The sequence below is a fragment of the Nonomuraea sp. NPDC049129 genome (assembly GCF_040648495.1).
Lineage (GTDB): Bacteria > Actinomycetota > Actinomycetes > Streptosporangiales > Streptosporangiaceae > Nonomuraea.
The window spans coordinates 486,999-502,683 of record NZ_JBEZDU010000001.1 but is presented as its reverse complement, the minus strand read 5'-3'; the positions used below and the strand labels follow the sequence as shown (position 1 = coordinate 502,683).

15 protein-coding genes are annotated in these 15,685 nt (G+C 70.3%); 4 read left to right on the top strand and 11 right to left on the bottom strand.

Translation table 11 applies throughout. The features are described from left to right. Positions 1-30: 30 nt before the first annotated feature. Positions 31-2,160: a hypothetical protein gene (locus AB0B64_RS02135; RefSeq protein ID WP_358173968.1), complete on the top strand. Its 2,130-nt coding sequence runs from the start codon at positions 31-33 to the stop codon at positions 2,158-2,160. Between the two features lie 40 nt (positions 2,161-2,200). Here the strand turns inward: AB0B64_RS02135 and AB0B64_RS02130 are convergent, their stop codons facing one another. The 10 genes from AB0B64_RS02130 to AB0B64_RS02085 form a co-directional block, all read right to left on the bottom strand. Continuing rightward, positions 2,201-3,214 (bottom strand): NAD-dependent epimerase/dehydratase family protein, encoded by a 1,014-nt coding sequence (locus AB0B64_RS02130; RefSeq protein ID WP_358173966.1) that lies wholly within the window; start codon positions 3,212-3,214, stop codon positions 2,201-2,203. Further along, positions 3,211-4,446 (bottom strand): hypothetical protein, encoded by a 1,236-nt coding sequence (locus AB0B64_RS02125; RefSeq protein ID WP_358173963.1) that lies wholly within the window; start codon positions 4,444-4,446, stop codon positions 3,211-3,213. The genes AB0B64_RS02130 and AB0B64_RS02125 overlap by 4 nt, the downstream gene beginning before the upstream one ends. Further along, positions 4,443-5,723, bottom strand: coding sequence for a hypothetical protein (locus AB0B64_RS02120; RefSeq protein ID WP_358173961.1), 1,281 nt, complete (start codon positions 5,721-5,723; stop codon positions 4,443-4,445). Before AB0B64_RS02120 ends, AB0B64_RS02125 begins: the two co-directional genes overlap by 4 nt. A gap of 2 nt (positions 5,724-5,725) precedes the next feature. Further along, entirely contained in the window at positions 5,726-6,418 is a 693-nt protein-coding gene (locus AB0B64_RS02115) for a hypothetical protein (RefSeq protein WP_358173958.1), read from the bottom strand. Next, entirely contained in the window at positions 6,415-7,623 is a 1,209-nt protein-coding gene (locus AB0B64_RS02110; RefSeq protein ID WP_358173956.1) for an ATP-grasp domain-containing protein, read from the bottom strand. The genes AB0B64_RS02115 and AB0B64_RS02110 overlap by 4 nt, the downstream gene beginning before the upstream one ends. Further along, the gene (locus AB0B64_RS02105) at positions 7,620-8,651 is read right to left on the bottom strand and encodes a glycosyltransferase family 2 protein (RefSeq protein WP_358173953.1); all 1,032 of its coding nucleotides are present in this window, start codon (positions 8,649-8,651) and stop codon (positions 7,620-7,622) included. Before AB0B64_RS02105 ends, AB0B64_RS02110 begins: the two co-directional genes overlap by 4 nt. Next, positions 8,644-9,864, bottom strand: coding sequence for a hypothetical protein (locus AB0B64_RS02100; RefSeq protein ID WP_358173950.1), 1,221 nt, complete (start codon positions 9,862-9,864; stop codon positions 8,644-8,646). The genes AB0B64_RS02105 and AB0B64_RS02100 overlap by 8 nt, the downstream gene beginning before the upstream one ends. A gap of 121 nt (positions 9,865-9,985) precedes the next feature. Next, complete coding sequence (locus tag AB0B64_RS02095; RefSeq protein WP_358173947.1) at positions 9,986-10,348, bottom strand: nuclear transport factor 2 family protein; 363 nt, start codon at positions 10,346-10,348, stop codon at positions 9,986-9,988. Further along, positions 10,349-11,344: a UDP-glucuronic acid decarboxylase family protein gene (locus tag AB0B64_RS02090; protein ID WP_358173944.1), complete on the bottom strand. Its 996-nt coding sequence runs from the start codon at positions 11,342-11,344 to the stop codon at positions 10,349-10,351. 346 nt (positions 11,345-11,690) lie between these two features. After that, positions 11,691-12,062 carry a hypothetical protein gene (locus AB0B64_RS02085; protein WP_358173940.1) on the bottom strand — a complete coding sequence of 124 codons (372 nt, stop codon included), beginning with the start codon at positions 12,060-12,062 and terminating at the stop codon, positions 11,691-11,693. A gap of 139 nt (positions 12,063-12,201) precedes the next feature. Here AB0B64_RS02085 and AB0B64_RS02080 point away from each other — a divergent pair, with 139 nt between their 5' ends. Genes AB0B64_RS02080 through AB0B64_RS02070 form a run of 3 tightly spaced genes read left to right on the top strand, consistent with a single transcriptional unit; the run spans position 12,202 to position 14,334 of the window. After that, on the top strand, positions 12,202-12,729 hold the full coding sequence (locus tag AB0B64_RS02080) for a SigE family RNA polymerase sigma factor (RefSeq protein ID WP_358173938.1): 528 nt from the start codon (positions 12,202-12,204) through the stop codon (positions 12,727-12,729). Then, entirely contained in the window at positions 12,722-13,897 is a 1,176-nt protein-coding gene (locus AB0B64_RS02075) for a hypothetical protein (protein ID WP_358173935.1), read from the top strand. Before AB0B64_RS02080 ends, AB0B64_RS02075 begins: the two co-directional genes overlap by 8 nt. Before the next feature lie 29 nt (positions 13,898-13,926). Continuing rightward, complete coding sequence (locus AB0B64_RS02070) at positions 13,927-14,334, top strand: hypothetical protein (RefSeq protein WP_358173932.1); 408 nt, start codon at positions 13,927-13,929, stop codon at positions 14,332-14,334. On the opposite strand, the gene AB0B64_RS02065 is transcribed toward AB0B64_RS02070, so the two are convergent. Next, complete coding sequence (locus AB0B64_RS02065) at positions 14,315-15,565, bottom strand: MFS transporter (RefSeq protein ID WP_358173929.1); 1,251 nt, start codon at positions 15,563-15,565, stop codon at positions 14,315-14,317. The genes AB0B64_RS02070 and AB0B64_RS02065 overlap by 20 nt on opposite strands. Positions 15,566-15,685: the final 120 nt, after the last annotated feature.

Genomic DNA, 15,685 nt, shown 5'->3' with positions numbered 1-15,685 from the left:
CGGCCGTTGGGCGTGCGGCAGAATTCAGCCATGCGCGTCGAGGAGCTGTCCGCGGCCGAGCGCCGGGTGTGGGAGGCGTTCCCCCGGGGCGAGCTGGTCGACTTCCGCACCGGGAAACCGGACGAGGACGACCCGGCGACCGGCGCGAGCTGGGGCGCGGAGCGGACGGTCCGCGCCGGAGTGATCACTGAGCTCCTCCTGCGGGAGGAATCAGCGCGGTTACCGGCCAGGTGGGAGGAATCAGCGCGGTCACCCGCCCTGCGGGAGGAATCAGTGCGGGTACCCGCCCAGTGGGAGGAATCGGCGCGGTTACCGGCCCTGCGCCTCAAGGGCGCCCGCGTCACCGAACTCCTGGACCTGACCCACGCCACCATCGGCCACCCGGCGCGGTTCCTCTCCTGCGACTTCGAGCAGGTGCCGCGCCTGTACTGGGCCCGCTGCCAGCAGCTGAGCTTCACCCGGTCCCGGCTGCCCGGCCTGTCGGCGTCGAACGCCCAGATCGGCGGCCACCTGAGGCTGGAGAGCTGCCTGTTCACGGGGCGGGTGGAGCTGCGCGGCGCCCACATCGCGGGCAGCCTCACGCTTGACCACGCCCAGGTGCGGGCGCCGGGGCTCGCGATCGACTGCGACCGGCTCCAGGCCGACCGCGGGATCGCCGCCATCGAGCTGCGGGCCGAGGGCCACGTGCGGCTGTCCAACGTCAAGGTCGGCGGTACGTTGATCATGGACGACGCCCGGCTGACCGCGACCGACCGGCACGCTCTGACGCTGGACGGCCTCGTCGCCGACGGCAACGTGTTCTGCCGGTGCATGACGGTCACCGGGATGATCAGCCTGCGCAACGCCCGCGTCACCGGGCCCTTCGCCCTGACCGGCACCACCATCGACCACCCGGGTGAGATGGCCTTCCGCGGCTCGCGGATCACCGCCGAAGGCGGCCTCTACCTGGGCGGGACCTTCTCCGCCAACGGCACGGTACGGCTGGCGGACTCCCGCGTCGACCGCGAGCTCAACCTGACCGGCGCCCGCCTGGACAACCCCGGCGGCGACGCGCTCCAGGCAGAGGAGATCCAGGTCGAGGGCACGATCGAGGCGCGCGGGCTCACGGCACGCGGCCGGGTCGACCTGTCCCAGGCCCGCGTCACCGGATCTCTGCGCCTGGCCGGCGCCGACCTCTCCGCCCCGGGCAAGGTGGCGCTGGACGCCGACGGCATCTCCATCGGCGGCGCGCTGGCCTGCGTCGACGGGTTCCGGTCCGTGGGCGTGGTACGGCTGGTCGACGCCACCATCGGCACGATCGCCGACTTCAGCGGCGCCCGCCTGAGCAACACCCCCGGCGGCAAAACGCTGGACGCGGCCGCGGCGACCATCGGCAGCGGGCTGTTCTGCGGGCATGGCTTCACCTCCGACGGCGAGATCACGCTGATCGGCACCCAGGTCCGCCGGCACGTGTACTTCAACGACGCCACACTCGCCAACCCCGGCGGCCGGGCGCTGGCGGCCTGGCAGTTGGAGGCGAGTGAGCTGTACCTACGCCCGAAGTCGGCCCCCGAAGGCACCGTCGACCTGCGGCACGCCCGCATCGGGGTGCTGCGCGACGACCCCGCCACCTGGTCGCCGCGTCTGCAGGACGGCCTGACGTACGAGGCACTGGATCCCACGCTGCCCGCCGCCCGGCGGCTGGCCTGGCTGGAAGACGGCTCGGACGAGTACGTGCCGCAGCCGTACGAGCAACTGGCCAACACCTATCGGCGGCTCGGGCACGACGAGGACGCCCGCACGGTCCTGCTGGCCAAGCAGCGGCGGCGGCGCGCCACGCTCCGCAGGCCCGCCCGCGCATGGGGCGTGCTGCAGGACGTCACGGTCGGCTATGGCTTCCGGCCGCTGCGCGCCGCCGCCTGGTTCGTCGCGCTGCTGGTCGTGGGGGCGACGGTGTTCGCGCTCGACCGCCCGCCGCCTGCCGAGGCGGGCAAGGGGCCCGTGTTCAACGCCGTGGTGTACGCCCTGGACCTGCTGTTCCCGTTGATCGACTTCGGCCAGGAGAAGGCGTTCCAGCCGGTCGGCGGCGCCCAGTGGGTCGCCTACGGCCTGGTGCTGGCGGGCTGGATCCTGGTCACGACCATCGTCACCGGCATCACCCGGGCCCTGTCCCGTCAATAAGCCGTCACGGGACGACGAGCGCCTGCCACGATGTAGGCCGTCACGGGACGACGAGCGCCTGCCACGACGGCGGCATGTTGCGGGCCACCTCGATCCCCGAGAACACCGACGGTTCCTGCGGACCGTGCTTCTTCGCCCACGCGGCCATCTGCGCGAGCCCGTCGGCCAGCGGCACCGACCCCGTCCCCACACCGAGCAGGTCGCGGGCCTTGTCATGGGAGGAGTAGGCGTGCACCACCTCGTGCCGCGCCGGCAGATGCCGGACCCGGAGCGGCGCGTCCATGGCCGCCGCCACCGCGCCCGCCAGTTCGTTGACCGTGTACGGCCGGTCGCCGCCGATGTTGAAGGTCTCCCCGTAGGCCCGCGGGTTGCCGATCGAGCGGGCGATCGGCAGCGCGACGTCGTCGATGTGGCTGAAGGCCCTGGTCTGCTCGCCGTCCCCGAAGACGGTGCACTCCTCGCCGCGCAGGATCTGGTTCATGAAGATGCCGATGACGTTGCGGTAGCGGTCGCCGATGTTCTGCCGCTCGCCGTAGACGTTGTGCGGGCGGAAGATGACGTACGGCAGGCCGAACATCTCGCGCGTGACCTTCAGCTCCTGCTCGACCGCGTATTTGGCGATCCCGTACGGGTCCACGGGCGCGGGCGTCAGGTCTTCGGTCATCGGCGGCTCCGCGTGGCCGTACACGGCGATGGAGGAGGTGAAGACGAAGCACCGGACGGTTCCGGCGTTGACGGCCGCGTTGATGAGGTTGACGCTGCCGATCACGTTGTTGGTGTAGTTGTAGCGCTTGATGAAGTGACTCAGCCCCTCGGCGGCGTACGCGGCCAGGTGGAAGACGTAGTCGAAGCGCCACTCCGCGAACAGCGCGTCCACCACCTCGGGGTCGCAGACGCTGCCCTGGTGGAAGCGGGCGCCCTCCGGGACGTTGGCCGGGTCGCCGCCCGAGAGGTCGTCGAGCACCACCACGCGATGACCGGCCCGGAGCAGATCGGTCGCCACATGCGAGCCGATGAAACCCGCGCCGCCGGTGACCAGCGAGGTATGGGTCATGACAAGGACTCCTTCGCTACAGGGTGAGGGGAGAGCGTGCGCCGTGGCCGGAGCCAGCGCAGGAGGACCGCCGCGTGGACGAGCGCGCCGACGGCCAGCACGCCCACCGCGCCGAGCGCCCCGGCCCAGGGCACGACGACGGCCGCCAGCACCACGACCGCCGCCAGCGACACCACCGCGCCTGCCGCGGTCACGCGCAGCGCTAGGGGAGTGGCGTTCTCCATCAGGTAACTGGCGCTGCCCACCGCGAAGATGATCGGGACGCAGGCCACGTACAGGACGACGACCCCCAGCCCGCCGAGCGGGCGCAGCAGGAGCGGCGCCACGCAGGAGACGGCCGCCACATAGGGGATCCCGGCGAGCAGCAGCAGGCGCAGCCAGCGGGACAGCCGCTCGTACGCCGCGGACAGGTCCCGCTGGTGCAGTGCTTGGGAGACGCCGGGCTGCAGGACGCGCAGCAGGTAGCCGAACGCGTTGAGCAGCGTCCCCGAGGCGACGGAGGCCATGTAGAGCCCGGTGCTCTCCGCCTGCGCGCCGCTGACCGAGAGCGTCACGAACAGCAGGCTCATCGACACGCCCGCGACCACGTCGGGGATCGCCATCAGCAGGGACGTCCCCACCGCGACGTGTACGAGGACCCGGCGCCGCAGCCCGGCGAAACTCGGCCGCAGCCTGGTCAGCAGCACCACGTTGAGCACGGACACGTTCGTCAGGCACAGGGCCAGGAACACCGTGGGCGAGGCGTGCCCGGTCGCCGCCGCCCCGGTCCAGCAGGCCAGGCCCGTGGCCAGGACGAGATGGTTGGCCACGTCCCGGCCCGGCCGGCCGATGGCCCGGCTCAGGCCGACCAGCACCTGGTTGCCGCCGATGCCGATCGCGTACAGGCCCGCCAGCCCGCCCAGGAGCCACGGCCCGTTGTGCCCGAACAGCAGCACGCCCGCCAGGACCGCGATCGCGATCACCAGCAGCAGCCCGGCCAGCGCCACGAAGACGCCGACCAGCAGGCCGACGGTGTGCCGCGCCCGCGGGATCAGCTTCAGCGCGCACTTCTCGATGCCGATCGACGCGAGCGGCGTCAGGAATGCCGCGCCGCCCATCGCCTGGGCGTATCCGGCGTAGTCTCCGGAGCTCCAGACCGCCAGGAGCACGACGTTGGCCAGCAGGAGCGTGCCCCGGAAGGCGGCCCGCCCGCCGAGCAGCACCATCAGCTGTCTGGGTGCCGCGAGCCTCATGCGGGCGGTGCGCCGTAGTCGGAGGTGACGAATCTGCCCTTGCCGCCGGCGGTGATCTCGACGGTCTCGGCGGGCACCACCTCCAGCGGGAACTCGCCACCGGCCAGGCCGAAGAGCTTGTCCCGTACGGTCGCCAGCACCTCGCCCGGCGGGTCGGCGCTGGGCACGACGTGCACCCGCACCAGGCCCGCCGTGTCCTGGTGGACGAAGCACTCGCTGATGCCCGGATGGGTGGCGGCCAGGTGCAGAAAGGCGTCGGGGTAGAGCCGCTCGCCCGACGGGAGCGTGACGTAGTCGTTGCTGCGCCCAGTGGTGAGCCGCAGAATGCGGAAGCGGCGGCCGCACCGGCAGCGGCCAGGCTCGATGAGGCCGATGTCGCCCAGGCTGTAGCGCAGCAGCGGCATGGCCCGCTCCATGAAGGCGGTGACGACCACCTGACCGGCCTCGCCGTCCGGGACCGGATCGCCCGCCGCGTCGACGATCTCGCAGTAGACGCGGTCCTCGCCCAGGTGGGCGCGGCCGTAGCGGCAGTCGTAGGTGACGTTGAGCACCTCGAAGGCCGAGTACTCGTCGAAGACCGGAGCGCCGAACCGCTCGGCGAACATCGCCCGGTGCTCGGGAAGCAGCAGCTCCGACTCGGTCATGACGATGCGCAGGGTCCGCCGCAGCCGCGCGAGCTCCTCCGGGGTGAGCTCGCGCAGCAGGGCCCGCAGGTGCACGGGGTAGCCGATCAGCACCTTGGGCCGGTTGGCCAGGAGCTCCGCCTTGATCTCGCGCATCGGCCGGTGGGAGAGGATCACGTGCCGCCGGAACAGCCCGAACCGCTCGAACATCCGGGCGGGCGGCGCGAACGGCCGGATATGGCTGAGCCGGTCGGTCGGCAGGTAGCGGCCCGTCGCCAGGAACCGCCGCACGCAGGCCGCCATGTGGTAGTCGTGGCTGTCGCGGTCGTGCAGGATCCGGACCCGGCGGCCGGTGCTGCCGCTCGTCTGGAAGGACAGGCACCGATCCTGGTCGACGCCGTCGGCGAGCAGCCGTTCCAGTGGCTGCTCGCGCAGCACCCGCTTGTCCAGCACCGGCAGCTCGGCCAGCTCGGCCAGGTCACGGAGCGGGCCGCCGCGCGCGTAGCGGGGGTCGTCGCGGTAGTAGGGCACCCGGGTACGCGCCAGCTCCAGCATCCGGTTGAGCCCGCGAAGCTGGCGACGGCGCAGCCCCGCCGCGCCGCCGTACTGCCGCGCGATGCTGAGCGGGACGTAGCCCGCCTCGCGGATGATCATCGCTACGCGCTCTCCGAGCGGGCCTGGAGTGCCTTCGGCGTGAGCCTGCGGCCCAGCGACTCCCACCAGCGCTGCGGGCTGAGGAAGACGACGAGCGCCAGCACCACGTGTACGGCGATGAAGGCGTACGCCTCGTACTTGGTCGGCGCGTGGCCGATGAACACGCTCATGTGCGTGGCCCACTCCCACACCTCGGGGATGGTGCTGTACGCGGGATCGACGTGGTTGTTGACCGTCAGGAACGCCAGATCCTCCAGGCCCGACAGCATCAGCAGCAGCATGCCGTAGCCGAGCCTGCGTACCGTCCCCGCCGAGCCGCCGCCCAGCCGGAACGCCATGGCGAGGGAGACGATGATCAACGGGGTCAGCGTGAGGACGTGGTAGTAGAGGTCGTAGTACGCCTCCCTGGTGCCGGCCACCTCGGAGCCGAAAAAGAAGATCTTGGGCACGAAGTAGAGGAAGTACACCAGGAACGCCGCCGGGATCGCCAGCACGTGCAGCTTGAGGCGCTTGGCCCACTCCACGTCGAGCCGGGATATGGCCTCCGTGGCGAGCACGAAGGGCAGCAACTTCACCAGGAAGATCCACAGCGACTTCACCTGGCGGTCGTGCGGCAGCCCGAACCAGACGAACGCCGCCGCCAGGACGGCCAGCGCCGCGAAGATCAGGAAGCCGAGGTGCTTGCGGGGGATCATTCTGAACCTCTCGTATCAGGCTCGATCACGAACCGGAGGGTGCGCAGTGCTTCGTCCAATGCCGTTTCCAGCTGCTCACGCGTGTCGGCGACCATGACCAGGTAGCCGAGCTTGTGGCCGGCCTGCGTGTAGGCGCGGACGTGCTCACCCACCGTCTTGAACACCTGGACGTCGACGACCTCGGGCATCCGCCGGAGCGCGTCCAGACCCTCGATCGCGGTGAGCACCCCGTCGACGTCGGCGGCCAGGATGCGCAGCACGGCCGTTCGGCGGCGCGAGACGCCGATGCGCAGCGGCTCGCCCAGGGCCAGCCGGATGGCCGCCTCGACGGTGTTCAGCCCGAACGCGTGCTGGACCATCAGCGGCATGCCGTTGCCGCCCAGCCTGGCGCCCATCTCGATGAAGCAGATGTCGCCGCCGGGGGTCAGGACGAAGTCGAAGTTGACCGGCCCGTGCCGGTGGCCGACGGCCGCACAGATCGCGGCGACCGCCGCGCTCAGCCGCGCGTGCACGTCGTCGTCCAGGTCGGCGGGGACGACGTGGGACAGGCTGATCATCGCCGGTGGCCCGGTGATGACGCGGTCGGTGACCGCCATGAAGGCGAGCTCGCCGTCGGCGAAGAAGGACTCCACGGCGCAGTGCCGCCCGGCCACCAGCTCCTCGACGATCACCTGCCGGGAGAAGGAGTACTTCCAGGCGTGCTCGATGGCGCCCACCAGCTCGGCGGGACCGTCGAGCACAGTGATGCCCTTGCTGCCCGAGGAGTCGGCCGGCTTGACGATCAGCGGATAGCCCAGGCGGTCCGCCGCCTCGGTGAGCTCGTCGATGCTGTCGTGCTGGGCGTGGCGGTAGGTGGGCAGACCCAGACGGCCGACCACCTCACGGAAGAACCCCTTGTCCACCGAACAGCGCAGCGCGTCGGGAGCGGGCTGGTGGGCGGTGCGGTAGAGGCGGCTCAGCTCGGCGACCGCCTCCTGGGCCGCGTCGCTGGCCGGCGAGATGACCGCCGCCACGTCGATCGGGCCCAGCGCCTGGGCGATCCCCTCCGGATCCCGGCTGGTCATGCAGAGGAACTGGTCGGCCTCGGCCGCGCCCAGGGCGTCCGGGCGCTGGTCCACGCCGATCACCCGGTAGCCGAGCCGGCGGCCCTCGCGGTAGGCGGGGAGCTGGTCCTCGCCGCCGCCGAGCACGATGAGGTTTCTCATGAGGCGTTCTCCCAGACCTCGGTGGCGACGTAGGGGGTCTCGTAGCCGTACAGGGCCTCGTCCGCGCGGATCGGGATGTTGGCCTCCCTGATCTGATAGCGGGGCGCGCCGATCGCCTGGACGCGCATCATCCGTACGAGATAGCGGGCGACCACCGCGAGCGTGACGAGCGTGACCAGGCCGGTGACCAGGCTGGCCTCCGCCAGCTCGGTCGGGCCGAACCGGCCCGCCAGCGCCAGCGCCAGGATCGCCACCCCGATCACCACCACGGCGGTGGCCAGCGCGCTGAGCCAGACCAGCGGCCGGAAGGAGAATCCGACGAAGAGCTCGATCGCGTGGGCGGCCAGCTTGCGCAGGTTCCACTTGCCCTGGCCGTCCAGGCGCGGCCGATGCGTGGTGGGCAGCGTCGTGTAGCGGGCGCCGAGCAGCGGCGCGGTGGCGATGAAGTACGGCGTGGACAGCCGGCTGTCCACCACCTTGCGCGCCACGCTGGTCTTGACGATGCGGAACACCGACGCGCCGGGCGGCAGCTCGATGCCCAGCCAGCGGCGGGCGAACGTCTGGTGGCCGCGGGTGCCGAGCCGCCGGTACCAGGCGTCCTGCCGGTTCTCGCGGACCGCGAACACCACGTCGTAGCCCTCGAGTGCCTTGTCCACCAGGCGGTGCATCTCCTGGGGAGGGGACTGGAGGTCGGCGTCGAACTGCACGGTCCACGGTTTCGAGGCGTACTTGAACCCGGCGGAGAACGCCGCTTCCAGCCCGAAGTTGCGGGCGAAGGAGAGGTACTTCACCCGGGGGTCCTCAGCCGCGAAGCCCTTGATCGCCTCAAGGGTGCCGTCCGTGCTCCCGTCGTCGACGAAGAGCAGCTCGACGTCGTCGTAGGCGGCCAGCTCAGAGCGGATCTCCCGGTACGCCCGCTCGACGCAGGCGATCTCGTTGTAGCAAGGAATCATGGCGGTGATGCCGGGCCGGGGGCGGTTCGCCGCTTTCGTGGCCGGTGGCTTCTCTCTCAGGGTGGAATCAGACATCCGCCGCGGCCCCTTTCTCTGGCGGCGCGGGATTCCCGGAGGGATCGAGCACCTTGACGAGCTTGATCTTGCCGTTGGGTTCCGGGGCGATCTCCTCGACCGGCAGGACGGTGACCTCCTGGTCGGGTACCGCGCGCAGGACCGCGTCCCGGATGTCGGCCGTCACGCCGGGACGGGCGTCATGGGCCAGCACCACCCGCACCTCGAGGGACCCCGGCCGGTGCTGGACCAGCTGCATCCGGCTCACCTCGGGGAAGCTCTGCACGGGGAAGGTGATGAAGTCGCCGTAGTAGCGCCTGCCGTCGGCGCCGGCGATCCGGTCCTGACTGCGGCCGATCACCTCCCGCACGATCGGGGTCGTGGCCACCCCGCACGGGCAGTCGTTCGGGCCGATCCGGACCCGGTCGCCGAGCCGGTAGCGGATCAGCGGCATCGCCTCGCTGTGCAGGCGGGTGATGAGGATGTCGCCTTCGCCGTCCTCCACCGAGACGGTCCCGTCCTCGTGCTCCACCTCCACCACCAGGTCGGACGAGCGCAGGTGCAGCGCCCCTCGCGGGCAGGTGCGGGCGATGGTGAAGACCTCGACGGAGGCGTACACCTCTCGGTGGGCCGCGCCGAAGTAGTCGAGGATCCGCGCCCGCGCGGTCGGCGACAGCCGCTCGCCGCCGAACAGCACGGTCCGTACGCCCCGATGCCGGACGCCACGCCGCCGCAGTTCGTCGACGACGCTGCGGATGACGTTGGGGAACCCGATCAGGAAGGTCGGCCGGGCCGCCAGGAACGCCGCCACCTGCTCGTCCAGCGAGCGGCCCGTCGGGATGTGGAAGTTACGCAGGACGCCGAAGCGCTCCAGAGGATGGCGCAGGAACGGATTGACGCGGAAGTAGGCGATCCGGTCGGTGGGGCGCAGGCCGTTGGACAGCATGTCCTGGAGGTAGGTCGCGCGCAGGTAGCCGAGATCCCGCTCGGAGTTGCGGATCGTGATCGGGATGCCGGAGGAGCCGCTGGTCGTGGCCGCTCGGGTGTTGTCCGGGGTGAAGCCGGCCGCGAGCAGTTCGTCGCCGGCCGTGCCGTGCAGATCCGTACGGTCCAGCACGGGGAACTCGGCCAGGTCCCGCGCGCTCTGTAATCGCCGGACCAGCGCGGGGTCGAGCAGCCGCCGGTAGTGGGGGACGTTGTCGTAGGCGTGGCGTACCAGGGTGCGTAACAGCATGGCCTGGAGGCGTAATTGCTCCGTGTGGTCGAGGCGCTCCCGCCGCCGGATCCGGGCCAGATGATAGGCGACCGGCGCGAGATTGATCGTGGATCGAAGCCTGCTCAGGGGGCCACCTCGCTCAACTGAAGGTGTTCTGGTCGTGCACGAGCAGCCACTGTCCGTCGATCCTGGCGAAGTACAGCGTGAGGTAGTACGACTTCTCGTACGGCCGGCCTTCGGCATCCAGGTCGGCATAAGCGACGGACAGCACCGCCAATGCTGATTCGCCATAGGTCTCCGTCCGGATGACCGTCGGCTGGAGTGACCAATCCGGATCGCCGAACCAGGCGGTATGGAACTCGCCGATCGCGTCTTTTCCGGTGAGCAGCTTTCCGTTGGGCAGAATCACCGTGGCGTCCCGGTGGACGGTTGCCATGAATCCGGCCAGGTCACGGGTTTCTATCGCCCGCAAATGCGCGGCGAGCGCTGGTGAGAATTCCATCTAGGGCGCCGCGGCGGTGAGGCCGGCCTGGTCTTCGGCGCCTTTGGCCTGCCATAAGTGCGGGTGCTCCTGGAACCAGGAGATGGTGCGCCGCAGCCCCTCCTCGATCGGCGTCCGCGGTTCCCAGCCCAGCCGGGTCCTGGCCAGCGTGATGTCGGGGCGGCGCACGGTCGGGTCGTCCTGGGGCCGTGGCGTGAACGCGATCCCCGACGCCGAGCCGGTGAGCTGCTTGATCCACTCGGCCAGCGCGAGCACGGACAGCTCGTGCGGGTTACCGATGTTGACCGGGCCGTCCAGATCCGAGTTGCACAGCCGGACGATCCCCTCGATCAGATCGTCCACGTAGCAGATGGACCTGGTCTGGGTGCCGTCACCGGCCACCGTGATCGGCTCGCCGAGCAGTGCCTGGCGGACGAACGTGGGGATCGCCCGCCCGTCGAACGGCCGCATCCGGGGGCCGAAGGTGTTGAAGATCCGCAGGATCGCCGTGTCGACGCCGTGGGCCCTGCGGAAGGCCATGGTCATCGCTTCGGCGAACCGCTTGGCCTCGTCGTAGACCCCGCGCGGGCCCACCGGGTTGACGTTGCCCCAGTAGCTCTCCGGCTGCGGGTGGACCAGCGGGTCGCCGTACGTCTCCGAGGTCGAGGCGAGCACGAACCGCGCGCCCTTCTCCTTGGCCAGTTCGAGCGCGTTGAACGTGCCGTTGGAGCCGACACGCAGCGTGTCGATCGGCAGTCGCAGGTAGTCCGTCGGCGAGGCGGGGGAGGCGAAGTGCAGGACGGCGTCCAGGTCACCGGGGACGACGAGGTGCAGCGACACGTCGGCCCGGACCAGCCGGAACCGCTCCTCGGCCATGAGGTGCTCGACGTTGGCCGGCGACCCGGTGAGGAAGTTGTCCACGCAGACGACCTGATAACCATCGGCCAGGAACCGTTCGCACAGATGCGAACCGAGAAAACCGGCACCACCGGTAATGGCCACGGTGGGGCGGTTCATAACAGCTTCTCGTGAAGTCGCCAGGTCAGGGCGCCCGAACAGGACAAGTTGTATTCCTCCAGCTTACTTGCGCGGCGTAACGCCCGCTGTCTTTATTTCCGGTAATGCGGCGGGCTGTGCTGCGTAAGATGTTTAATGTCCCGCTTTGCGATTTCGGGGCGATGCTATGTCGGCCTGCTCGCCAGCGTCAAGACATCTGTCATAGAGGAGCTTTCCGCCCGCCTCCATTCAGTAACCACTCGCTTGCGTTCTGGTCGATCCGTCCAGCGTCAGGGCCGTGCCGCTCCCGATGGCGGCGGCCGCAGAGGGCGCCGCCATCGGGAGCGCCGTCAACCGGCCCGGCGGGTCACCGGCTGATGCTGGGCGTCTGCCAGGTCGCCCCGGTGTTCATGTCGATCAGCTTCAGGAAGCAGCTGCCCTGGGACCCCACGGCGAAGGTGTAGGTGCGGGTCTCGCCGGCCGAGATGTAGAACGATCCCTCGTCGCCGAACCAGCGCCCGTTGGCGCAGACGAGGTTGAAGTCCACGTGCGCCGTGCTGCCCGCGACTTTCTGGTAGGAGGCGTCGTATCCGCGCGGGTCGATATTTACACACAAATATCCCACGCCCGTCGACGTGCACTGCGACGCGGCCTCGGCGGGCGCCCCGAAGGCCAGCAGACCGCCTGCCACGGTAAGCGCTGAAAGGGCGGTGGTAATGGTGCGACGGATGGCCTTCATTGCTCTCTCCTATTTCCTGGTCGGGGTCGATGGCATGGAATTTAGCAGCTCCCGGGTACGCATACTTTCCGTTTAATGGGCGGCCCGTGAATTGTGGTGGAAAAAGAAAATAGAGGGGGGACGCAACCTTCCTCCGCCCTTGCGTGTCCTTGTAGGGGTGGAGGATCCGCAGGACGGCGAGAGGTCGTTCGAATCATTCGTGGCCGCTCGGCTGGCGGCGCTGTACCGCTACGCCATGGTCCTGACCCGCGACCGGCACGACGCCGAGGACCTGGTGCAGGAGGCGCTGACCAGGACGGGGGTGCACTGGCGCAGGATCGTCCGCAAGGACGACCCGGAGGGCTACGTCCGCACGGCGATGCTGCGCATCATGACCAACCGCTGGCGGCGCCCCCGGCGGGAGGTCGCCGTGGCCGAGCCGCCCGAGCCCGCCGTGGAGGACAGCGGACTGGAAGGTCTGCTCGCCGACGCGAGCCTCAGGGCGCGGCTCGCCGAGCTGCCCCCGCGCATGCGCGCGGTTCTCGTCCTGCGCTACGTCGAGGAGCGCAGCGAGAAGGAGATCGCCCGCCTGCTGGGCTGCAGCGCCGGCACCGTCAAGAGCCAGGCGTCACGGGCGCTCGCCAGGCTGCGCACCGCTCTCGATACTCAGGAGGTCGATCATGGATGACGTGGAGTCGCGGCTGGGCGACGTGCTGGGCGACCCCGGCCGGACGGATCCGCCCGAGGGCCTCGCCGACCGCGTCCACCGGGGCGTCGCGGTCAGGCGGAGCCGGCGCCGGGCTCTGGCGTTCGCCGCGGCGGCGTGCGCGGTCGTGCTGGCGGTGGGCGTGCCGGTGGCGTGGCGGCAGATCGGGGGAGGGGAGCAGATGGTCGCCAACTCCATCGACGGGCTCGAAGACCTGGTCGACATGCCTGGTTCGGTCGCCTTGCAGAAGGAGACCAAGGACGCCGGCGACTTCTTTCCCGAGGCGCTGGGCGAGGACGGGTCCGTGCTGGGCCGGTCGGACAAGGCGAAGAAGCTGTGGGAGACGGGTCCGGACGGCGGCTCGCTGCGACCGCTGAACGTGGACGCGGGCGAGACACCGGCCACCGGATCGGGTATCCGCGTATGGCCGGGGACCAATATCGTCGCCCCGCTCTACTGCCAGGACCAGAACGGCATCACACCGGTCATGCCGTTGAACCTGGTCGGATCGCCGTTCTGGGTCAGCGGAGGGACGATCGTCGGCAGTGACCCGCAGATGCGGCCGTGGACGGCCAAGGGCTGCACCCAGGGAGCCCCGGTGTCCGGCGTCTCCGGCGAGGCGGTCGCGTTCTCCTATCCCGACCTGTTCGTGGCCGACCCCTTCGACGCCAAGGGCCTGCGCCAGGTGGACGTCGAGTCGGGGGCGGTGGCCGCCCGGCGCCCCCTGCCCGAGGGGGTGAACGTCCGGGCGACCAGTGCGGAGCGGTGGCAGCTCTGGCTGGCCGCGGCCAACCGTGACACGTTCGCCTGGGTCGTCGACGGCGTGCTCAGAACGGCGGACCGCGCCGACTGGCAGGTCACCGAGGGCCCGCGTGTCGGCCGGGCGGTGGAGCTCAACTGGGGCCTCACCGGGATGTCGAAGGGAAAATATCAAGCCATGTACGCCCACCTGGGCGCGCACCTCACCGCGGGCAATCGGCTCATCGTGTACACCGGGCACGCCGAGTTCGACGAGAGGCCCGGCTGGCAGTCTGTGGTCTACGACCCGCGCAGCGGACAGTCGTTCGAGCTCCAGGGCGTGGCGTACGCGGCCGGCGACTGGCTCCTGTGGAACGACGGCACCTCCTACCGCCTGGCGCGGGTCCGTTGATCGGACGCCCCTGGGTGATGATCGTGCTCGTGGCGCTCCCCACGGCCGTCAACCTGGCTGACGACGGGCTCACCTGGATCTGGACCCGATCCCTGCCGGGGCCCCTGCTCCACGCGATCGCGTGGGCCGGGCTGCTGGACGCGTGGCTGCTGCTCGACCTCCTCGCCGCCGTGGGCGTGCTGGGTGGCGCCGCCGTCGTGGCGGTGGCCGTCCGGCGCCCGGCGGTCGCCGCCACACTGCTCGGCCTGGTCGCGGCGGTCAGCCTCGCCGCCGTCCCGACCGGGCCGGAAGGGTGTCCGCCGCTCTGGTACGGCCTGGCGTACGCGGCGGCACTGGCGACGCTGCCGCGCTCTCGGCCGCGCTCTCGGCCGCGCCGAGACGCGGCCGAGAGTCGCGCCGATCCTCATCCGGCCTCGGTCAGCACTGGTCGAGGTTGATGCCCTTCGTCTCGCGGGCGGTCAGGAAGACCACCAGGCTGATCAGGCACAGCCCCGCGAGATACCAGGGGAACCAGCTGGCGTGGCCGCTGTCCGTCAGCCGCTCGACGAGGTGCGGTGACGTGCCGCCGAACACCGCCACGGTCAGCGAATAGGGCATCCCCAGGCCGACCGAGCGCACCTGCGTGGGGAACAGCTCCGCCATGGCGGTCGGCGCGACGGAGGCGTAGCAGCCGAACAGCAGCAGCCCGACGGTCATCACGATCACCAGCGACTCGGGCGTCGAGTTCAGCAGCGTGAACAGCGGCACGATGAGCACCACATAGCCCCCGGCGAAGGCACACAGCAACGGCTTGCGCCCGATCCGGTCGGACAGAGCGCCGTACAGGGGCAGGACCATGATCATGGCGGACTGCGCGATCACCGACGCCCACAGCGCCGACTCCGCGGGCATGCCGAAGTTGTCCTGTACGTAGCTGGGCAGGTAGACGAGGAAGGTGTAGTAGACGACCGTCGCGCCGACGGTGAATCCGACGACGCGGAGTCCGCTGACCGGATGCCTGCGGAGCACCTCCCAGGTCGGACGGCGCACTCTGAGGTCCCGTCCGGCCAGGAAGGGGCTGGTTTCGTGCAAGGTGCGCCGCAGTTGCAGGCCGTAGACCCCGAACACGGCGCCGATCGCGAACGGCACGCGCCACCCCCATTCGGCCAGGCCGGATTCGCCCAGGACGCTGAAGAGCAGTTCCGCCAGCAAGGTGGCGGTCAGGGGGCCGAGCGTGCCGGTGACGTACGCGAAGCTGGAGTAGAACCCCCGGCGGCCGGGCGGGGCGATCTCGGCGAGATAGGTGGCGGCGGCGGCCATCTCCCCGCCCGTGGACAGCCCCTGCACGATCCTCGCCACCAGCAACAACGCCGGTGCCAGCAGCCCGATCTCCGCGTACGTGGGGCACACCGCCAGGATCAGGCTGCCGCCCGACACCAGGAGCACGGCCAGCGTCATGCCGCCGCGCCGGCCGAACCGGTCGGTGTAGCTGCCGAGCAGGATGCCGCCGAGGGGGCGGAAGAGGAAGCCGATCGCGAAGATCATCATGGTTTTGACCTGGGCGAGCGCGGGGTCGTCCGCGGGGAAGAACTGGCCGGCGAAGAATACGGAGAAGATCGCGTACGCGTTCCAGTCGAACCATTCCAGCGCGTGGCCGATCGTGGCCGCGACGAGGCCGCGGCGCGACATCGGGCGAAAATGGCCGGCGGTGACGGGGGAATGGCGCATTGTGTCAGTATCACGCGCGACGTGGTCTTTCTGGGCGTGATTCGCGACCTGTGCTGGGGTCGTCGGCGTAATAGGGCGATT

Coding starts and splice junctions, on each gene's coding strand:
- AB0B64_RS02100 (WP_358173950.1), bottom strand. CDS start 9,864: ATGCTGTTACGCACCCTGGTACGCCACGCCTACGACAACGTCCCCCAC.
- AB0B64_RS02115 (WP_358173958.1), bottom strand. CDS start 6,418: ATGATCCCCCGCAAGCACCTCGGCTTCCTGATCTTCGCGGCGCTGGCC.
- AB0B64_RS02120 (WP_358173961.1), bottom strand. CDS start 5,723: ATGATCATCCGCGAGGCGGGCTACGTCCCGCTCAGCATCGCGCGGCAG.
- AB0B64_RS02135 (WP_358173968.1), top strand. CDS start 31: ATGCGCGTCGAGGAGCTGTCCGCGGCCGAGCGCCGGGTGTGGGAGGCG.
- AB0B64_RS02130 (WP_358173966.1), bottom strand. CDS start 3,214: ATGACCCATACCTCGCTGGTCACCGGCGGCGCGGGTTTCATCGGCTCG.
- AB0B64_RS02075 (WP_358173935.1), top strand. CDS start 12,722: ATGGATGACGTGGAGTCGCGGCTGGGCGACGTGCTGGGCGACCCCGGC.
- AB0B64_RS02125 (WP_358173963.1), bottom strand. CDS start 4,446: ATGAGGCTCGCGGCACCCAGACAGCTGATGGTGCTGCTCGGCGGGCGG.
- AB0B64_RS02065 (WP_358173929.1), bottom strand. CDS start 15,565: ATGTCGCGCCGCGGCCTCGTCGCGGCCACGATCGGCCACGCGCTGGAA.
- AB0B64_RS02090 (WP_358173944.1), bottom strand. CDS start 11,344: ATGAACCGCCCCACCGTGGCCATTACCGGTGGTGCCGGTTTTCTCGGT.
- AB0B64_RS02105 (WP_358173953.1), bottom strand. CDS start 8,651: ATGTCTGATTCCACCCTGAGAGAGAAGCCACCGGCCACGAAAGCGGCG.
- AB0B64_RS02085 (WP_358173940.1), bottom strand. CDS start 12,062: ATGAAGGCCATCCGTCGCACCATTACCACCGCCCTTTCAGCGCTTACC.
- AB0B64_RS02095 (WP_358173947.1), bottom strand. CDS start 10,348: ATGGAATTCTCACCAGCGCTCGCCGCGCATTTGCGGGCGATAGAAACC.
- AB0B64_RS02110 (WP_358173956.1), bottom strand. CDS start 7,623: ATGAGAAACCTCATCGTGCTCGGCGGCGGCGAGGACCAGCTCCCCGCC.